13 protein-coding genes and 1 tRNA gene are annotated in these 16,765 nt (G+C 68.3%); 4 read left to right on the top strand and 10 right to left on the bottom strand.

All coding sequences use genetic code 11. The features are described from left to right. Window positions 1–131: 131 nt before the first annotated feature. Together ACWFRF_RS32760 and ACWFRF_RS32755 are read left to right on the top strand one after the other, a co-directional pair. A complete protein-coding gene (locus ACWFRF_RS32760) occupies window positions 132–3,005 on the top strand; it encodes an SNF2-related protein (protein ID WP_452453977.1) in 2,874 nt (957 codons plus the stop codon). Beyond that, entirely contained in the window at window positions 3,006–3,755 is a 750-nt protein-coding gene (locus ACWFRF_RS32755; RefSeq protein ID WP_378996218.1) for an SWIM zinc finger family protein, read from the top strand. It begins immediately after the preceding gene. Between the two features lie 37 nt (window positions 3,756–3,792). Here ACWFRF_RS32755 and ACWFRF_RS32750 read toward each other — a convergent pair whose 3' ends face one another. The 3 genes from ACWFRF_RS32750 to icmF all read right to left on the bottom strand — a co-directional run bounded on the left by ACWFRF_RS32750 (window position 3,793) and on the right by icmF (window position 8,612). Continuing rightward, window positions 3,793–4,200 carry a DUF3224 domain-containing protein gene (locus ACWFRF_RS32750; protein ID WP_378996216.1) on the bottom strand — a complete coding sequence of 136 codons (408 nt, stop codon included), beginning with the start codon at window positions 4,198–4,200 and terminating at the stop codon, window positions 3,793–3,795. A 53-nt stretch (window positions 4,201–4,253) separates the two neighbouring features. Continuing rightward, window positions 4,254–5,321 (bottom strand): amidohydrolase family protein, encoded by a 1,068-nt coding sequence (locus ACWFRF_RS32745; RefSeq protein ID WP_452453974.1) that lies wholly within the window; start codon window positions 5,319–5,321, stop codon window positions 4,254–4,256. An 81-nt stretch (window positions 5,322–5,402) separates the two neighbouring features. Beyond that, entirely contained in the window at window positions 5,403–8,612 is a 3,210-nt protein-coding gene (gene icmF / locus ACWFRF_RS32740) for a fused isobutyryl-CoA mutase/GTPase IcmF (protein WP_452453972.1), read from the bottom strand. A 135-nt stretch (window positions 8,613–8,747) separates the two neighbouring features. Here icmF and ACWFRF_RS32735 point away from each other — a divergent pair, with 135 nt between their 5' ends. After that, complete coding sequence (locus tag ACWFRF_RS32735; RefSeq protein WP_452453970.1) at window positions 8,748–9,707, top strand: DUF2157 domain-containing protein; 960 nt, start codon at window positions 8,748–8,750, stop codon at window positions 9,705–9,707. 32 nt (window positions 9,708–9,739) lie between these two features. Here ACWFRF_RS32735 and ACWFRF_RS32730 read toward each other — a convergent pair whose 3' ends face one another. After that, window positions 9,740–10,291 carry a hypothetical protein gene (locus ACWFRF_RS32730; RefSeq protein ID WP_378996206.1) on the bottom strand — a complete coding sequence of 184 codons (552 nt, stop codon included), beginning with the start codon at window positions 10,289–10,291 and terminating at the stop codon, window positions 9,740–9,742. 140 nt (window positions 10,292–10,431) lie between these two features. Between ACWFRF_RS32730 and ACWFRF_RS32725 the strand changes: the two genes are divergently transcribed. Continuing rightward, complete coding sequence (locus tag ACWFRF_RS32725) at window positions 10,432–11,226, top strand: enoyl-CoA hydratase (protein WP_452453968.1); 795 nt, start codon at window positions 10,432–10,434, stop codon at window positions 11,224–11,226. On the opposite strand, the gene ACWFRF_RS32720 is transcribed toward ACWFRF_RS32725, so the two are convergent. From ACWFRF_RS32720 to ACWFRF_RS32695, 6 genes are all read right to left on the bottom strand, one after another. Next, a complete protein-coding gene (locus ACWFRF_RS32720) occupies window positions 11,223–12,275 on the bottom strand; it encodes a hypothetical protein (RefSeq protein WP_452453966.1) in 1,053 nt (350 codons plus the stop codon). The genes ACWFRF_RS32725 and ACWFRF_RS32720 overlap by 4 nt on opposite strands. Window positions 12,276–12,300: 25 nt before the next feature. Then, window positions 12,301–12,888, bottom strand: a complete 588-nt coding sequence (locus ACWFRF_RS32715; RefSeq protein ID WP_379316391.1) for a MarR family winged helix-turn-helix transcriptional regulator — start codon at window positions 12,886–12,888, stop codon at window positions 12,301–12,303. Window positions 12,889–12,926: 38 nt separating this feature from the next. Further along, a tRNA-Cys gene (locus ACWFRF_RS32710) sits at window positions 12,927–12,998 on the bottom strand. A 65-nt stretch (window positions 12,999–13,063) separates the two neighbouring features. Further along, entirely contained in the window at window positions 13,064–14,122 is a 1,059-nt protein-coding gene (locus ACWFRF_RS32705) for an ABC transporter ATP-binding protein (RefSeq protein ID WP_387447970.1), read from the bottom strand. Then, a complete protein-coding gene (locus tag ACWFRF_RS32700) occupies window positions 14,119–15,657 on the bottom strand; it encodes an ABC transporter permease (protein WP_452453963.1) in 1,539 nt (512 codons plus the stop codon). The genes ACWFRF_RS32705 and ACWFRF_RS32700 overlap by 4 nt, the downstream gene beginning before the upstream one ends. A gap of 15 nt (window positions 15,658–15,672) precedes the next feature. After that, the gene (locus ACWFRF_RS32695; RefSeq protein WP_378663182.1) at window positions 15,673–16,695 is read right to left on the bottom strand and encodes an iron ABC transporter substrate-binding protein; all 1,023 of its coding nucleotides are present in this window, start codon (window positions 16,693–16,695) and stop codon (window positions 15,673–15,675) included. Between the last annotated feature and the right edge of the window lie 70 nt (window positions 16,696–16,765).

The raw sequence follows: 16,765 nt of genomic DNA, 5'->3' as shown, positions 1-16,765 counted from the left end.
ATATGGAGTTGTCGCCGGTGGGTGTTCCGGCCCGTGACCTGGGGTTATTTCAGTATGTTCTCGTTGCGGCGAGAAATCCAGGGGTATGGCGGCCGTGATCGGTGTCGGTGCCGCCTGCTTGGATGGAGTCCATGCTGCACGGTCTGTGGTCCCCCGAATCGGGCCTACTGCTGTGGCACGACGCGGAGCCGGTCGCCGTGGGGTCGGTGCTCGGCGACATCCTGGATCGTGCGAGGTTCCGGCACCGGGCCCAGGTGCTCGTCGTCGATGCCGGGGGACAGTCCGGGACCGCCGAGGTTCGCGCACACGCGCTCGCCCCACCGACGGCGGCCGTTGTGCTGCGCAGCCGACTGCCGCGCGAGCACATCTCCGGCGACCTGCGGTTCCTCGCGCACGTCGCGCGCGGCATCGAACGGTGGGTGCGAGCCGGTCGGGTGGTGCCTCAGATCGAGCGGGCCGACGGTCAGTGGTGGGTGCGCTGGCGGCTCGTCGGCGGACAACGTCAACGGGCATGGCTGGCCGAGCTGGCCGCCGCGATGCCACCGGCGCTGCGGGTGGCGGGCCCGCCCGCCGCCGTGCTCGACGACCTGTGCACACACCTCACCGACCCGATCGCCCGCGAATATCTCGCGCACCGCACGATGACGCACCCGCTGCTGGCCGCGCTGGTTGCCGACACCCCGTTGGACGCCGGCTCCTACCGCCTGTCGGAAACGCTGACGCAGTGGCGGGAAGGCTATGCCGCCGATGAGCCGGAACTGGTGTTGCGCCTGTGCGAACCCGACGGCGAATTCGGCACGGCCGACGAATCGGTGGCGCTGTGGCGACTGCAGGTGTGCCTGCGCCCGGTCGACGACGCACCCAAACCCGTTGTCTTCGAAGATGATCCGGTGCTCGTACGGACGGCGGCGGAGAAACTCGGCCAGGCGCGCAAGGCCTACCCGCGCCTGCGCGACCTCCCCACCGATCCGCGCGGCCTCGACCTGCTGCTCCCCACCGAGGTGGTAGCCGACCTGGTGGCCCACGGCGCACATGCCCTGCAGGAAGCCGGTATTCGGCTGCTCCTGCCACGGGCCTGGAACATCGCCGAACCGAGCATGCGATTGCGCGTGAGCAGCCCCGCCGCCGCCGAATCCACCGTCGGCCTCAGTGGCCTGCTCTCCTACCGGTGGGAGTTGGCGCTCGGCGATCTGGTGCTCACCCAGGCCGAGATGGAACGGCTGATCAGCAGCAAATCCGACCTGGTCCAGTTGCGCGGCGAGTGGGTGCAGGCCGACCATCGAGCACTGGCCGCCGCTGCCCGCTACGTCGCGCAGCATGTCGACGACAGTCCGATCACCCTGGCCGACATGATCGGTGAACTCGCCGCCGAGCGGGTCGACAATGTCCCGGTCACCGAGGTCACCGCCGACGGCTGGGCGGCCGAATTGTTCGCCAGGGAAAGCGAACCCGAGCCGGTTCCGGTTCCGGTCGGCCTGAAAGCCCAGCTACGGCCCTACCAGGAACGTGGCCTGAGCTGGCTGGCCACGATGAGCCGGCTGAACTGCGGCGCGATCCTGGCCGACGACATGGGGCTGGGCAAGACTGTGCAGGTGCTGGCGCTGCTCGTGCACGAGCGCGAGGTCGGCACGGCTGCCGCGGCGGGTGAGAAGACACAGCCCGCGGTGGTCGACGAACACGCCGCCCTCGCGAGCTTCGACGCTGGGGCGCAGGTCGGACCGACGCTGCTGGTGTGTCCGATGTCGGTGGTCGGTAACTGGCAGCGGGAGACCCAACGGTTCGCACCTGACCTCCGGGTGCTCGTGCATCACGGCCCCGGTCGGCTCCAGGGCACGGAATTCGCTGCGGCGGTGGCTGATTCGGATCTGGTGATCACCACCTACGCACTGCTCGCCCGCGATATCACGCTGCTGAACGAACAGCAGTGGGAGCGGATCGTGCTCGACGAAGCACAGCACATCAAGAACGCGGTGACCAGGCAGGCGCGTGCGGCCAGGGCACTCACCGCGCGACATCGGCTGGCGCTCACCGGAACTCCGGTGGAGAACCGGCTGGAAGAACTGCGCGCGCTGTTCGACTTCGCCATGCCGAAACTGCTCGGCAGCCCGCAGTCGTTCCGCGCCAAGTTCGCGGTGCCGATCGAGCGCGAACGCGACCAGCAGGCCATCGACCGGCTGCGGCTGATCACCGATCCGTTCGTGCTGCGCAGGCTCAAAACCGATCCGGCGGTGATCAGCGACCTGCCGGAGAAGCTGGAGATGACGGTGCGGGCCAACCTCACCGTCGAACAGGCCGCCCTCTACCAGGCCGTCGTCGACGACATGCTGGAGAAGCTCAAAGACGCGAAAGGCATGGCGCGCAAGGGCGCTGTGCTCGGCGCGCTGACCCGGCTCAAACAGGTCTGCAACCATCCCGCGCATTACCTGGGTGACGGTTCGCCGATCCTGCGACGCGGCGGCCACCGCTCCGGCAAGCTGGCGCTGGTCGAGGACGTGCTCGACGCGGTGCTCGCCGACGGCGAGAAGGCCCTGCTCTTCACCCAGTTCCGTGAGTTCGGCGACCTGATCCTGCCCTACCTCACCGAACGGTTCGGCACCCCGATCCCGTTCCTGCACGGCGGCGTGGCCAAGCAGCGCCGCGACGATATGGTGACCGGCTTCCAGGGGGAGAACGGCCCGCCGCTGATGGTGCTCTCGCTCAAAGCGGGCGGCACCGGGCTGAACCTCACCGCCGCCAATCACGTGATCCACCTGGACCGCTGGTGGAATCCGGCCGTCGAGAACCAGGCCACCGATCGCGCGTTCCGGATCGGCCAGCAGCGCGCGGTGCAGGTCCGCAAGCTGGTGTGCGTCGACACCATCGAAGAGCGGATCGACGAAATGATCAACGGGAAGAAGCAATTGGCCGATCTGGCGGTCGGCGCGGGCGAGAACTGGATCACCGAGATGAGCACCGACGAACTGCGCGAGCTGTTCACCCTCGGCGCCGAGGCGGTGGGTGAGTAGATGGCCGACTTCAGCCAGTTCGGTCCGCGCAAACCGGTGCGCGGCGGCGCCCAGGCTCGCGGCGGTTTCGGCCGGACCTGGTGGGGCAAGTCGCTGCTCGACTCGGTGGAGAAGGTCGCCGATGCGGGCAGGCTCTCGCGCGGACGCACCTACGCCAGGGTCGGGCAGGTGGTGAACTACCGGATCGAACGGGGCGCGGTGACCGCGGAGGTGCAGGGCAGCCAACCGAGCCCGTTCACCTCGGTGCTGTCGATCCGGCCGCTGCGCGAGGACGAGGTGGACCTGCTGCTCGCCGAGATCAGGGAGGCGCCCGGCATGCTCGCCGAGATCGCCTCGGGCGCGCTCCCACCCGCGCTCGGCCCGCACCTGCTGCCGACCACGGCCTCCGAACTGGACTTCACCTGCAGCTGCCCGGACATGGGCTGGCCGTGCAAGCACGTGGCGGCGGTCTGCTATCTGCTCGCCGAACGCCTCGACGAGCAGCCCAGCGAGATCCTCACCCTGCGCGGCCTCGACCTCGACACCCTCATCGGCGGCGTCGAGAAGTCCGCGCGCACCGCAGATTCCGACGACCCCTACGGCGACGAACTGGTCCTACCCGAGCTGCCCCGCGTCGAATTCCACGCCGTCATCGACGACCTCGACGCGATTCCGCTGCGTCGCGCGCTACGGATGTCGGCCGAGGACGAACCGACCGCGGCAACCGGCTTACGCGAATTGCGCTCGCTCTATACCGAATTCGACGACTGAGTCGACGGTTCGGCCCGGTCTGCTGTTCGACCTGGCATCAGCCCAGCTCGTACTCGAACCAGATGTGGTGCCCGCCTTCGGCATCCACGTACAGCGCGCCGGTACCGGTGATGCCGGTCAATTCCCCGGTGCCGCTACGGGGGACGATGTGGAAGAATTCGTCGGTGCGGTCGGTACCGCCGGTGGTGGCGGAGTGGACGAAGTTGAAGGCACCGGCTTTGCCGTGCAGCGCACCCTCGAAGGACTCCATCGCGAGATAGGTGCCCGCGCCGGTGCTCATGTCGAAGGCGGCGGTGAACAGCGTGGCCGAGAGCCCTTCGATCTCGCCCGCGTAGGCCTTCGTCATGGTCGAGATGCCGACCGGCATCCCGGTGACGATGGGGGGCTGCGGCGTCAGTTCGGTGGGATCGAACGCGGTGACCTCGAAGGTGCCGATGGCTTTCATGCGCCGATGCTAAACCCGTCCACCGACAGAAACCGGCTCGCGGACGCGGCGATTCACGCGGTCGGCTCGATCCGGTAGAACCGGACGGCATTGGCGCCGAACACCTTCCGCAGGTCGTCGGTGCTCGCGCCCGCGTCGCTCAGCGCGGTGGCCACGGTCTCGGCCGCGCCGCCGAGGCTGGTGATCGGCTTGTCGACCGGAAAGTTCGACCCCCAGATCAGCCGGTCGGCGCCGAACACCGCCAGCGCGTGGGCCAGCAGCGGCGCCACCCGTCTCAGCAGAGCGGGGACAGGTGTCGCAGTACCGCGTCGTGGCACCGGGTGCCCGAGCACCGGCATCATCAGCCCGCTCACCTTGGCCACCACGTTGGGCTGCGCGGCCAGATCGGTGAGGTCCTCGCGCCACCGATCGAACAGGAGCTCCCGCTGTCCGCCGGTGTGCCCGGTGTCCTTGCCGACCGGCCCGAAGACGCCCGCGGGCGTCCCCAGGTGATCGAGCACGATCGGTACCTCGGGGAACCGTTCGGCCAGCGCCGTCACCTCGGGTAGCTGCCCCGAATACACCCACGCGTCGAACGAGAGCCCCCGCTCGGCGAGCTGCCCGAAGCCGTTCAGGAACGCCGGGGCGGTGAGTGCGCCGTCGTGGGCGGCGAAGGACTTCACGCCGGGATCGGGGTGGTAGGCGACCATCGACCGGATGCCACGGAACAGCGGCGACGCGGACTGATGCGCATCGAGCACTGCGCCGAAGTCCGCGCCGGCGGGGTCGGCCGAGCCGATGATCGTAGCCAAGGCGGGCGTGTCGACACCGAACGGCAGGCTCGCCACCCAGCGCGTCTCGTCGGGCTTCCAGCCCGTCCACTGCACCTCGATTTCCACCACGGATTCGACCGGCGTATTTCCCCGGTCCGCGCGGTAGTCGGCGGGCAGATAAGGCTGGAGGTAGGCGCTGGGCTCGCCGACGAATTGGCGGTCACGCAGCGGGGCCAGCTTCGCCGCGGTACCGACCGGCAGAGGCAGATAGCGCATCAATTTCGCGAGCTTGCTGAACTCGCGTGGGGTGGCATGCGGATCCCACTGGTGAATATGGGCATCGATGATGTCGAAGTCGGTCAGATCCATGCTGTGCGTCCCATCGCCGCCGCTGGCAGAGCTCACGGCGATTGTCACACGCCAACGGCGTGTCGCGACGGATTACGCGGCTCACACAGTGCGCCGATACTGTCCGCCCACCGCGAAGAAGGCATCGGTGACCTGCTGCAATGTGCACACCCGCGCCGCGTCCATGAGCACATCGAAAATATTTCCGTCGGTGTGCGCTACCTCGGTCAGCCGGGCCAGCGCGCGATGGGATTCTTCGGCGTGATCAGCCTGGAAACCGTGCAGCCGGTCCAGTTGGGAGCGGCGTTCGGTTTCGGTGCCGCGAGCCAGTTCCAGCGGGGCGTGTTCGGTGTCGTCGTCGCGGCCGCGGAAGGTGTTCACCCCCACGATCGGCAGCGATCCGTCGTGTTTGCGCTGCTCGTAGCGCATGGACTCGTCCTGGATGCGGCCGCGCTGATAGCCGGTCTCCATCGCGCCGAGCACTCCGCCGCGTTCGCTGATCCGCTCGAATTCGACCAGCACGGCCTCTTCGACGAGATCGGTGAGTTCGTCGACGACGAAACTGCCCTGGAGCGGATTCTCGTTGACCGCCGGCCCCCATTCTTTGGCGATGATGAGCTGAATCGCCAGCGCGCGGCGCACCGAATCCTCGGTCGGGGTGGTCACCGCCTCGTCGAAGGCATTGGTGTGCAGGCTGTTGCAATTGTCGTAGACGGCGATCAGCGCCTGCAGAGTGGTGCGAATGTCGTTGAACTGCATTTCCTGGGCGTGTAGCGAACGCCCGGAGGTCTGCACGTGGTACTTGAGTTTCTGGGCGCGTTCGCCCGCACCGTACCGGTCGCGCATCGCGATCGCCCAGATCCGGCGGGCCACCCGGCCGATCACCGTGTATTCGGGATCCATGCCATTGGAGAAGAAGAACGACAGATTCGGGGCGAAGTCGTCGATCGCCAGCCCGCGCGCCAGGTAGGTCTCCACATAGGTGAATCCGTTGGCGAGGGTGAAAGCGAGCTGGCTGATGGGATTCGCGCCTGCCTCGGCGATGTGATATCCCGAAATCGAGACCGAATAGAAGTTCCGGACGTTGTTGCGCACGAACCATTCCTGGACGTCGGCCATCATGCGCAGGCTGAATTCGGTGGAGAACAGGCAGGTGTTCTGGCCCTGGTCCTCCTTGAGGATGTCGGCCTGCACCGTGCCGCGCACGGTCGACAGCGTGCGTGCCCGGATATCGGCGGCTTCCGCCGATGTCGGCTCGCGCCCTTCGGCATCGGAGAAGCGCTGCAGCGCTTGATCGATCGCGGTGTTGAGGAAGAAGGCGAGGATGGTCGGGGCGGGGCCGTTGATGGTCATCGAGACCGAGGTGGTCGGGGCGCCGAGGTCGAAACCGTCGAAGAGGGTGCGCATGTCCTCGACGGTGGCCACCGAGACACCTGAGGTGCCGACCTTGCCGTAGATGTCGGGGCGTTCGGCCGGGTCGTGGCCGTAGAGGGTGACGGAGTCGAACGCGGTGGACAGGCGGGTGGCTTCGGCGTGGGCGCTGAGGACCTTGAAGCGGCGGTTGGTGCGGGCCGGATCACCCTCGCCCGCGAACATCCTGGCGGGGTCCTCGTTCTCGCGTTTGAACGGGAAAACGCCTGCGGTGAACGGAAATCGGCCGGGCAGGTTCTCGGCTCGCAGAAAACGCAGGAGGTCGCCGTCGTCGGTGCAGCGGGGCAGGGCCACCCGGGGAATGCTGGTCCCGGACAGGGATTCGCGGCGCAGCGGCGTGCGCAGTTCGCGGTCGCGGATGCGCACCACCTGTTCGTCGCCGCGATAGCTCTCGGCGACCGTCGGCCAGTCGGCCAGTGCCGCGGTCGAGGCCGCGGAGAGGGCGGGACGGGCCTGCGTGAGCAGGTCGGCGACCGCCGCGTCGTCGGGGAGCTCCGCGTGTACCAGTGCCAGCCGTTGAATCCGTTGGGCGGCAGTGGCTTCGCGCCGGGTGTCGGCGTGGTAGCCGCGGACCGTGTCGGCGATGTCGGCCAGATACCGGACCCGTGACGGGGGCACGAGCTGGGCGAAGCGGGTGGAGACCGAGGTGTCGACGCGGGGCAGGGCGCCGGGCTCCAGCGTCAGGCCGTGTTCGGTGAGCAGGCCGGTGAGGTGCTGGTACAGGGCGGTGACGCCGTCGTCGTCGAACGTCGCCGCACTGGTGCCGAAGACCGGCATGTCAGCGGGGCTCGCGCCGAATTCCGCACGGTTGCGGATCAATTGGCGCGCCACATCACGCACCGCGTCGGCCGCGCCACGGCGCTCGTACTTGTTGATCGCGACGACATCGGCGTAGTCGAGCATGTCGATCTTCTCGAGCTGGGACGCGGCGCCGAACTCCGGCGTCATCACATACAGCGCCACATCCACGTGGTCGACGATGCCCGCGTCGCCCTGGCCGATGCCGGGGGTCTCGAGGATGACCAGGTCGTGACCGGCGGCCCGGCAGGCGGCGATCATGGCGTCGATATCGTCGGGCAGTTCGTGATTGCCGCGGGTGGCCAGTGACCGGAAATACACGTGATCACCGTCGAGGGCGTTCATCCGGATCCGGTCACCGAGCAGGGCGCCACCGGCTCGCCTGCGGGTCGGGTCCACCGCGAGCACGGCGATGCGCAGCTTGTCCTGCTGGTCGGTGCGGAGCCTGCGCACCAATTCATCGGTGAGGGAGGACTTTCCGGACCCGCCGGTGCCGGTGATGCCGAGAACGGGAACACGCCGTGTGGTCGCGGCCGCGAGGATCGCCGCTCGATCGGATTCGGGCAGCGAGCCCTGCTGCAGGCAGGTAATGGTGCGCGCCAAGGCGTTTCGATCCCCGGTATAGAGCGCGTCGAGATCGGGGGCGGTGCGCGCGGGGTCGACATCGCAGAGCTGGATCAGTTCGTTGATCATGCCGGGCAGGCCGAGGCGCTGGCCGTCCTCGGGGGAGAAGATCCGCACGCCGCTCGCCGCGAGCCGCTCGATCTCCTCGGCGACGATCACCCCGCCGCCACCGCCGAAGATCCGCACCTCACCGGCGCCCGCCTCGCGCAGTGCCCGCGCCAGGTATTCGAAGAACTCGATGTGCCCACCCTGATACGAGCTCACCGCGACGCCCTGCACGTCTTCCTCGATCACCGCGTCGACGATCTCGCGCACCGACCGGTTGTGCCCGAGATGGATCACCTCGGCGCCCTGGGCCTGCAGAATCCGCCGCATGATGTTGATCGCCGCGTCGTGCCCGTCGAACAGTGCCGCCGAGGTCACGAATCGCACGGGATTCACCGGAACATGCAGGCTCATGACTGCCTCCGCCATTGATAGAGCGCCCGATACTAGGACATCAAAGTAATTCTACTGTGAACCGCGTCACTTGGCCGCGAAACGCCCCGCCCAGCTTGCGGCGGAATCATCACCGCAGGTCGACATACTCGACGGATGGTTCGCGAGCACCGGGTGGATGTGGCGTTGGAGCGACTGGTGGCGTCCGGGGTGATCAGTGGCGAGCAGCGGGGAGCGGTGCTGCGGGCGGTCGACGAGCAGGAGCGGGCCGGGCGCGCGAGCGGGGGACGGGTGGCCGCCGAGATCGTGGCGTACCTGGGGGCCGCGCTGGTGGCCGCGGGTTTGGGACTGTTCATCGACAAGGCGTGGGCACAGGTGGCGCAATCGGGCCGGGTGGTGTTGCTGGTGGTGGTGGCCGGGTGCGCGATGTGGGGAGCGGTGGTACTGGCCGAAGGATGCGTGGGCGTGTTCCGCCGGGTGCCGATCGCGTCGGCGGGGCGGGTGCGGCTGGCGGCGGTGCTGCTCGTGCTGGCGGCGGTGGCGGTGACCGGTGCGGTGGCGACGGCGTTCGACGGGCATCATGGCGACGCGACGGCCATCGCGGCCTCGATCGCGGGGCTGTTCGTCGCCGTTCTCGGATATCTGCTGGTGCCGAGCGTGCTCGGAATGGTCGCCGTGGCCTGCTTCGGTGTCGCGAGCATTCTCAATGTCACCTCGGAGCTGTTCGAGGTCCGGTCGCCGTGGCAGGGGATCGCGCTGATGGCGTTCGGTGCGCTGTGGTTCGGACTCGCGTCGGCTCGCCTGCTGGTGGCCGAATGGGCCGGCTATCTCCTCGGCGGGGTGATCGCGGTGATCGGCGCGCAATCGGTGACGTTCGGCGAATCGCTGTGGCGACCCTGCCTGACCGCGCTGATCGGGGTGCTCTGCTTCGTGCTGTACGTGCTGCGTCGCGACGCCGTGCTGGTGCTCGGTGGGGCGGCGGGGATCGCGGTCGCGGTCGTGCAGGCGGTGGCCGACTACACCGCGGGAGGGCCGGTCGTCGCGTGCGTGGTGTTGGGGATCGGCGCGCTGGTACTCACCGCGGGGGTGGTGGTCGTGGTCGGCAAGCAGGGATGACCTGCTGTGGGCCTCGGGAGGATCGGTTCAGGTCAGCGGATCAGGGTGGTTTCCTGGGCGCGAATCGTCCGGAAGAAGCGGGGACCCACATCGGCGCCGTCGTGGTTGTAGCTGTCGATGATCTCGGCGAGTTCATCGGCGAGCCGACGCAGGTCCGCGGTGGCGGTGATGCGGTCGAATTCGTCGGGTTCCCACCCCCACGCGGGGGGTATGTCGGTGATGGTGACGACGATCTGGTCGGCGAACGGGGTCGTCACGGCCACGGTGAGCTGGGCGGGAGCCGCGGCGAGTGGGCTGTGGACGGTGACCTCGCCGGGCGCGCCCGCGGCGACGAAAGTGCGGGCGAAGGCGATGTCCTCGCGGACCGATTCCACGATCGAGGCGGTGCTCGCGTGCCTGCCCGCACGGTGGTGCCGCGAACCGTAGACGCGGTCCGGCGCGGCGCCCGAAGCAGTGTGGTCCGCGGATTTTCGGAGCAATCGGTCCAGCATCCGCTCGGCGGTGGCGCGCTCGCCCGCGCCGGTGTTCTCGTGGTCGATCAGTGCGCGCAGGCGGGTGATCCGCACGAAGTGGTCGCTGCCCATGGCGACGATTGTGCCGCAAATCGGGCGCGGTGGAATGCGTCACAGACGGCGTGGCACAGTTCAGATCCAGGTCACCGGAGAGCGGCGCGGCTCGGTATGGTCTGCACCATCCGTGACCGTTGATTGACAAGAGGGTGGCTGTGACCGAATTCGAGACGATTCTGCTGGAGCGCAAGGGCGGCACCGACGGTAAGGGCGGGGTCGGCTGGATCACCCTGAACCGGCCCAAGGCACTCAATGCTCTCAATGCCCAGGTCCTCGACGACGTCATCGCCGCGCTCGACGAGCTCGACCGCGATGATTCCATCGGCGCCGTCGTGATCACCGGCTCGGCGAAGGCCTTCGCGGCGGGCGCCGACATCAAGGAGATGGCGCCCAAGTCGTACATGGACATGTTCCTGGCCGACTACTTCGCCCGCTGGGACCGCCTGGCCAACTTCCGCAAGCCCACCATCGCCGCCGTCTCCGGGTACGCGCTCGGTGGCGGCTGTGAGCTGGCGATGCTGTGCGACATCCTGATCGCCGCCGACAACGCCAAGTTCGGCCAGCCCGAGATCACCCTCGGCGTCATCCCCGGCATCGGCGGCTCGCAGCGTCTCACCCGCGCGATCGGCAAGGCCAAAGCGATGGATCTGATCCTGACCGGCCGGATGATCGGTGCCGAGGAAGCCGAGCGCTCCGGGCTCGTCTCGCGGGTCGTGCCCGCCGACGAACTGCTCGACACCGCGCTGGAGGCCGCGCAGACCATCGCGTCGATGTCGCTGCCGGTCGCGATGATCGCCAAGGAGGCGGTGAACCGCTCGTTCGAGAGCACGCTCGCCGAGGGGCTGCTGTTCGAACGCCGGGTGTTCCATTCGCTGTTCGCGACCGAGGATCAGAAGGAAGGCATGGCCGCCTTCGTCGAGAAGCGGCCGCCGAACTTCATCAACCGCTAGTTCGGTTTCCAGCGCGGCGCACCGTCGATGAAATGCGCGGTGCTCGGCGCGGTGCCCTGTTCAGGGGACCGCGCCGAGGGGTTGTCGTTGCTGAGCAGGCCGGCGACCGTGCCACCGAGGGTGGCCGTCACCGCGACCGCGGCGAGAAGTTTTCGGCGACCCTGGCGCGGCGGCACTCCGATGACCCCCGCACCTCGACGCGGCATCCGTAACCGTGCCGAGGGACGGCGGGCACACAGCAGCACCGCACCGCGCGCCGAAACATATTCCGGCTCAGGGTCGTACACGATCGGCAGGCCGATCAGCTGGGCCAGATCCGCACGCAGGCTCGGGTTGCGCGCGCAGCCGCCCAGTAGTGCCAGCGCTCCCGGCTGCACCCCTGTCTCCTGGATCAGCAGGCGCACGAACGACGCCGAATGATGCAGTCCCGCTTCGCAGAGGGCGGCCAGATCGCTGCGGGTGAGCACGGCGCGGCCGCCGGTGTCGGCATCGGCGGCGGTGACAACTCTGGTGCGGCTCAACGATTCCCGATGTTCGCGGCTGGCGTGCGCGTCGGCCGAGACGCCACTGCGCGCGAGTTGCCAGCGCAGCAGCGCGTCGTAGCCGTTGCCGCTGATGACGGTGCTGCGTTTGCCCGCGAGGATGGTTTCGGTACGGCAGTCGGCGTGGGTGATGGTCAAACCGGAACTGCCCAGGTCGTAGAGCATCACCGAGTCGATGGCGGGCAGCAGGCCGCTGAAACGCAGATAGCGCAACTGGGCCAGTGGCTCGTCGACGATCGCGAAGTCGGCCTGGCCCGCTGCCGCTCTGATCGCATCGGCCTGTAACTCGCTGCGGCAGGTGACCGCGGTGCCCGAAATGTACTCCTCACGGTCGGCGGCCGCGGCGCGCATGCGATGGATCGCGGTGAGTACCGATTCCTCCACCGATCCGCCCGGCCTGCGCGGTACCTGGATCCGGTCGATGGGCGGCATGTGGGGCTGATCGGAATGGGTCAGCAGCGCACGGGCTCCACCCGCGCCCGCCGACACCCCGAGGATCAGCACCATGGGCTACATCGTGAACCTTTTCGGGCTAGCTGCCAAGGGAATCGGCCGAAGATTCTCCGGTCGATTGCCAGGTCGCGTGGAATGCGAGGTTTTCCGGGTCGTCGACCTCGAAATCGCCCGCGTCGTGACGGAATTGTGCCAGCAGTCGTAACAGGTCGCGGCCCTGGTCGGCGGGCAGGCCGGGTTCGGCGAACACCTCGGCGTTCAGTGCTGCCGTGGCTTCGGCCACGGATTTCCTTCCCGCGCTGGTGATTTCGATGAGAGTTGCCCGTCGGTCGCTGGGGTGCGGGACGCGGACCACCAGCCCGGCGGCTTCGAGCCGATCGACGGTATTGGTCACGCTCGTCGGATGCACCTGCAGGCGCGCACTCGCCTTGGCCATCGGCAGCGCGCCGGTGCGGCTGAAACTGAGCAGCTGCAGGAGTTCGTAGCGGGAGAACGTCAGCCCGGACGGTTTGAGCGCCTCGTCGACGCGCGCCATCACAATCTGCTGCGCCCGAACCAGCGATGTCACCAGGGCCATCCCGTCGGCGACCGACTCCCAGCCGTGGGCGACCCACTGCCGGTAAGCCTCGGCGATCGGGTCCTCGGAAAGCGGTCTGGGCCGTGACATGAAAACGATCATTCCACGACCCAGCCGCTTTCCCACAGAGCGAGCGGCGGGAATTGAACCCGCGTTAACGGCTTTGCAGACCGTTGCCTAAACCACTCAGCCACGCCCGCCTCGCCATTGATAGTGCCGTGCTCCGGCGCTCCCGGCGAGGGTTGGGATCAGCGTGATCGCAACGTCAGTAGGCCACGGCGGGGCCGTGGACGGTGAGGCGGACGCGGTTGCCGGTGGTGGGGGCGTCGATGCCGGTGCGGCGGACACGGACGGTGCCCGCGCCCTCGGCGAGGTCGATGGTGACGATCACATCGGGGCCGCGGAAGTCGACGGCGGTGACGTGACCGGAGTGCGGTTCGTCGTCGCCGATCACCTGGGCGGCGAGCTGTTCGGGGCGGATCATCAGGGTCACTTCGCCGGTGGGGGCGCCCGGCTGCACCGGGACGGGCCCCAGGACCGACTTGGCGGTGTCGGCTTCGCAGAGGGCGTCGAGGAGCACACAGTCGCCGAGGAAGCGGGCGGTGAACAGGTCGGCGGGCCGGTGGTAGACCTGCTGCGGCGGCCCGACCTGGGTGAACCGCCCCGCGCGCATGACGGCGACCTGTTCGGCGAAGCTGAGCGCTTCCTCTTGATCGTGGGTGACCAGGATGCTGGTCATGCCCGCGGCGCGCAGCGTGTCGGCCACAGCCTGACGGGTGGTGGCGCGCAGGCCCGTGTCGAGGGCGCTGAACGGCTCGTCGAGCAGCATGAGATCCGGCTTGCGGGCCAGGGCGCGGGCCAGGGCGACACGCTGTTGCTGGCCGCCGGAGAGTTGATGGGGTTTACGGTCGGCGTAGTCAGGGTCGAGGGAGACCATGGCCAGGAGTTCGATGACACGGGGGCGGTCGCGGTGTGGGCGCAGGCGGTCTACGGCGCCGCGCAGCCCGGTGTGCAGGCCGTAGGCGATATTGTCGGCGACGCTCAGGTGCGGGAACAGGGCGCCGTCCTGGGCGACGTAACCGATTCTCCTGCGCTGTGGTGGTACGCAAATATCTTGGTGCACAACAGTTTCCGAGCCGAGTCGCACCGAACCTGTATCCGGGCCCTCGAATCCGGCGATCACCCGCAGCAGGGTGGTCTTGCCGCAGCCCGACGCGCCGACCACCGCCGTGGCCGTGCCGTTCGGTACGTCGAGGTCGATGTGATCGAGCACCGTGGTGCCACCGAAACTCTTCGAAACCCCTTCGACAACAAGCCGACTCATATCCCGGCCGCCTTTCGTGACTGGGTGAACAGTAGATATGTCACCGGGACGGCGGCGATGATCATGATCAACGCGTACGGTGCCGCGGCCGCGTAGTCGAGTTCGCCCGACTTCGCCCAGAACTGCATGGCCAGAGTGCGCGTGCCGGTGGGTGCCAGCAGCAGCGTCGCGGTGAGTTCTGTTGATACCGCGACGAAGACGAGCGCGGCGGCCGACGCGGCGGCGGGCGCAGTCATGCGCAGGGTGACCCGGAAGAAGGTGGTCGAGGCCGATTCGCCCAGCGACCGCGACACCTCTTCGAGGCCGACCGGGACCTGCGCCAGCCCGGCACGCACGCTCACCAACGCGCGGGGCAGGAACATCAGCGCGTAGGCGATCACCACCAGCGACACCGTTTGGTACAGCGGCGGTGTCCAGCGAATAGTGACGGTTACCAGGGCGAGCGCGATCACGATGCCGGGCAGCGAACTGGTGATGTAGTTGGCGCCCTCGATCAGCCGGGCGAACGCGCTCGTGGAACGCACCGCGATCCAGGCGACGGGGAACGCGCACAGCGTGGTGACCAGCGCGGCCGCGGCCGCCAGGCTGATCGTCTGGCCCAGTGCCGCACCGATTTCCGCGGAGTCCCACACCGCTGCACCACCCAGCCACAGCCAGCGCCCGATCGTCCACAGCGGCACGCCGAGCGACCCGGCGACCACCGCCACGAGTACCCCGAACAGCGGCACCCGCAGCCCACCCAGCGCGATCGGCCGCGCCGCCCGCGCCGCACCACCACCCAGCCGGGCGTAGCGCGCGTCGCCGCGCAGCAGCGACTCGCCACCGAGCAGCGCCAGGCAGCACAGCACCAGCACCCCCGCGAGCATGCTGCCCGCCGGACCGGCGAAACTGCTCTGGTACTGCTCGAAGATCGCCGTGGTGAACGTGTCGAAGCGCAACATCACGAACGCGCCGTATTCGGCGAGCAGATGCAGCCCGATCACCAGGCCGCCACCGAGAATCGCTAATCGCAACTGTGGCAGCGTGATCCGCCAGAACACCGCTACCGGCCCCGAGCCCAGCGCACGCGCCGACTCCTCGATCGCCGGGTCGAGTCGGCGCAGCGTGGCCGCGACCGGCAGGTACACCAGCGGAAAATACGACATCGTCGCCACGATCACCGCGGCCGACAGCCCGTGCATCGACGGGAAAACGCTCACCCACCCATAACTGTTGACGAACGCGGGCACCGCGAGCGGGGCGACCAGCACCGGCCCCCACCACGCCCGTCCCGGCACATCGGTGCGCTCGACCAGCCAGGCCGACCCGATGCCGAGCACCACACAGACCGGCACCGTGCACACCACCAGCAGCGCGGTGTTCGTCAGCAGCTCGCCCACCCGCGGCCGGAACACCAGCGCGCCGGCCTCACTCAGCCCGGTGTCGAACAGCACCGAGACGATATAGCCCAGCGGCACGAACGTCGCCGCCGTGAGTACCAGCGCGACGAGCGTGCTGAACACCCCGGGCCGACCGACCCGGGGTGTCGACCTCACGAGGGTAGTGCGCACCTAGAGCAGCCCGGCCTCGGTCATCAGCTGGGTGACCTTCTTCGCGTCGAGCTTGCTCGGGTCGATCGCGGGTGCCTGCAGGTCGGCCAGCGGCGGCAGCGCGGGGTTCGCGGCGACATCGCTCGCCACCGGGTACTCCATCGAATCGCCGTCGCGCAGCACCTCCTGGCCCTTCTTCGCGGTGATGAAGGCCAGGAACTTCTGCGCGGACTCCTGCTTCTTGCTCGACTTCAGCACCCCGCCACCCGACACGCTGACGAAGGCGCCGGGGTCCTGGTTCTTGAAGTAGTGCAGCGCCGTGTTCGCGCTGCCCTCCTTGGTCTTGGCCTGGTCGCGGTACCAGTAGTAGTGGTAGATCACGCCGCCGTCGGGATTGCCCGCGTTGACCGCCTTCATGGTCGCGACATTGTTCTGAAGACTGGTCGCGTTGGCCTTCATGCCGCGCAGCCAGGCGCGAGTGACGTCCTCGCCCTTCAGGGCGAGCAAACCGGCCACGATCGCCTGGAAGTCGGCGCCGGACGTGCCCGCCGCCCAGCGGCCCTGCCACTGCGGCTGCGCGAGATCCAGCAGCGAGGCGGGCAGCCCCGCGGTGTTGAGCTTGTCCTTGTTGTAGACGAAAACCGTTGCGCGAGCGGCGACTCCGGTCCACTTACCGGTCGACGGACGGTACCGTTCCGGCACCTGGTCGAGGGTGGCCTTGTCGACATCGGCGAACAGGCCCGCGTTCTCCACCAGTGCCATGGCCGGGGAGTTCTCGGTGAGGAAGGCGTCGGCGGGGGAGTTGGCGCCCTCGGCGACGAGCTGATTGCCCAGCGCGGTGTCACCACCCTGGCGCAGGGTGACCTTGATGCCGGTCTCCTCGGTGAACGCCGCGACCCACTCCTTGGTGAGCGACTCGTGCTGGGCGTTGTAGACGGTGATCTCGTCGGCGCTGCCCGAGGACGAGGAGCAGGCGCTGAGGCCGAGGGTCGCCACGGCGACCGCCATCAGTCCGGCCAGAGGTTTCCAACTGCGCGAGGTCATTCGCGTCCTTCCACCAAGGGTCCATCCTATGATGAGGCTTGCCTAAGGAAGATACCCCGCGTGACATGCA

The organism is Nocardia sp. NPDC055165, assembly GCF_053606985.1.
This window is presented reverse-complemented; position numbering and strand designations above follow the sequence as displayed.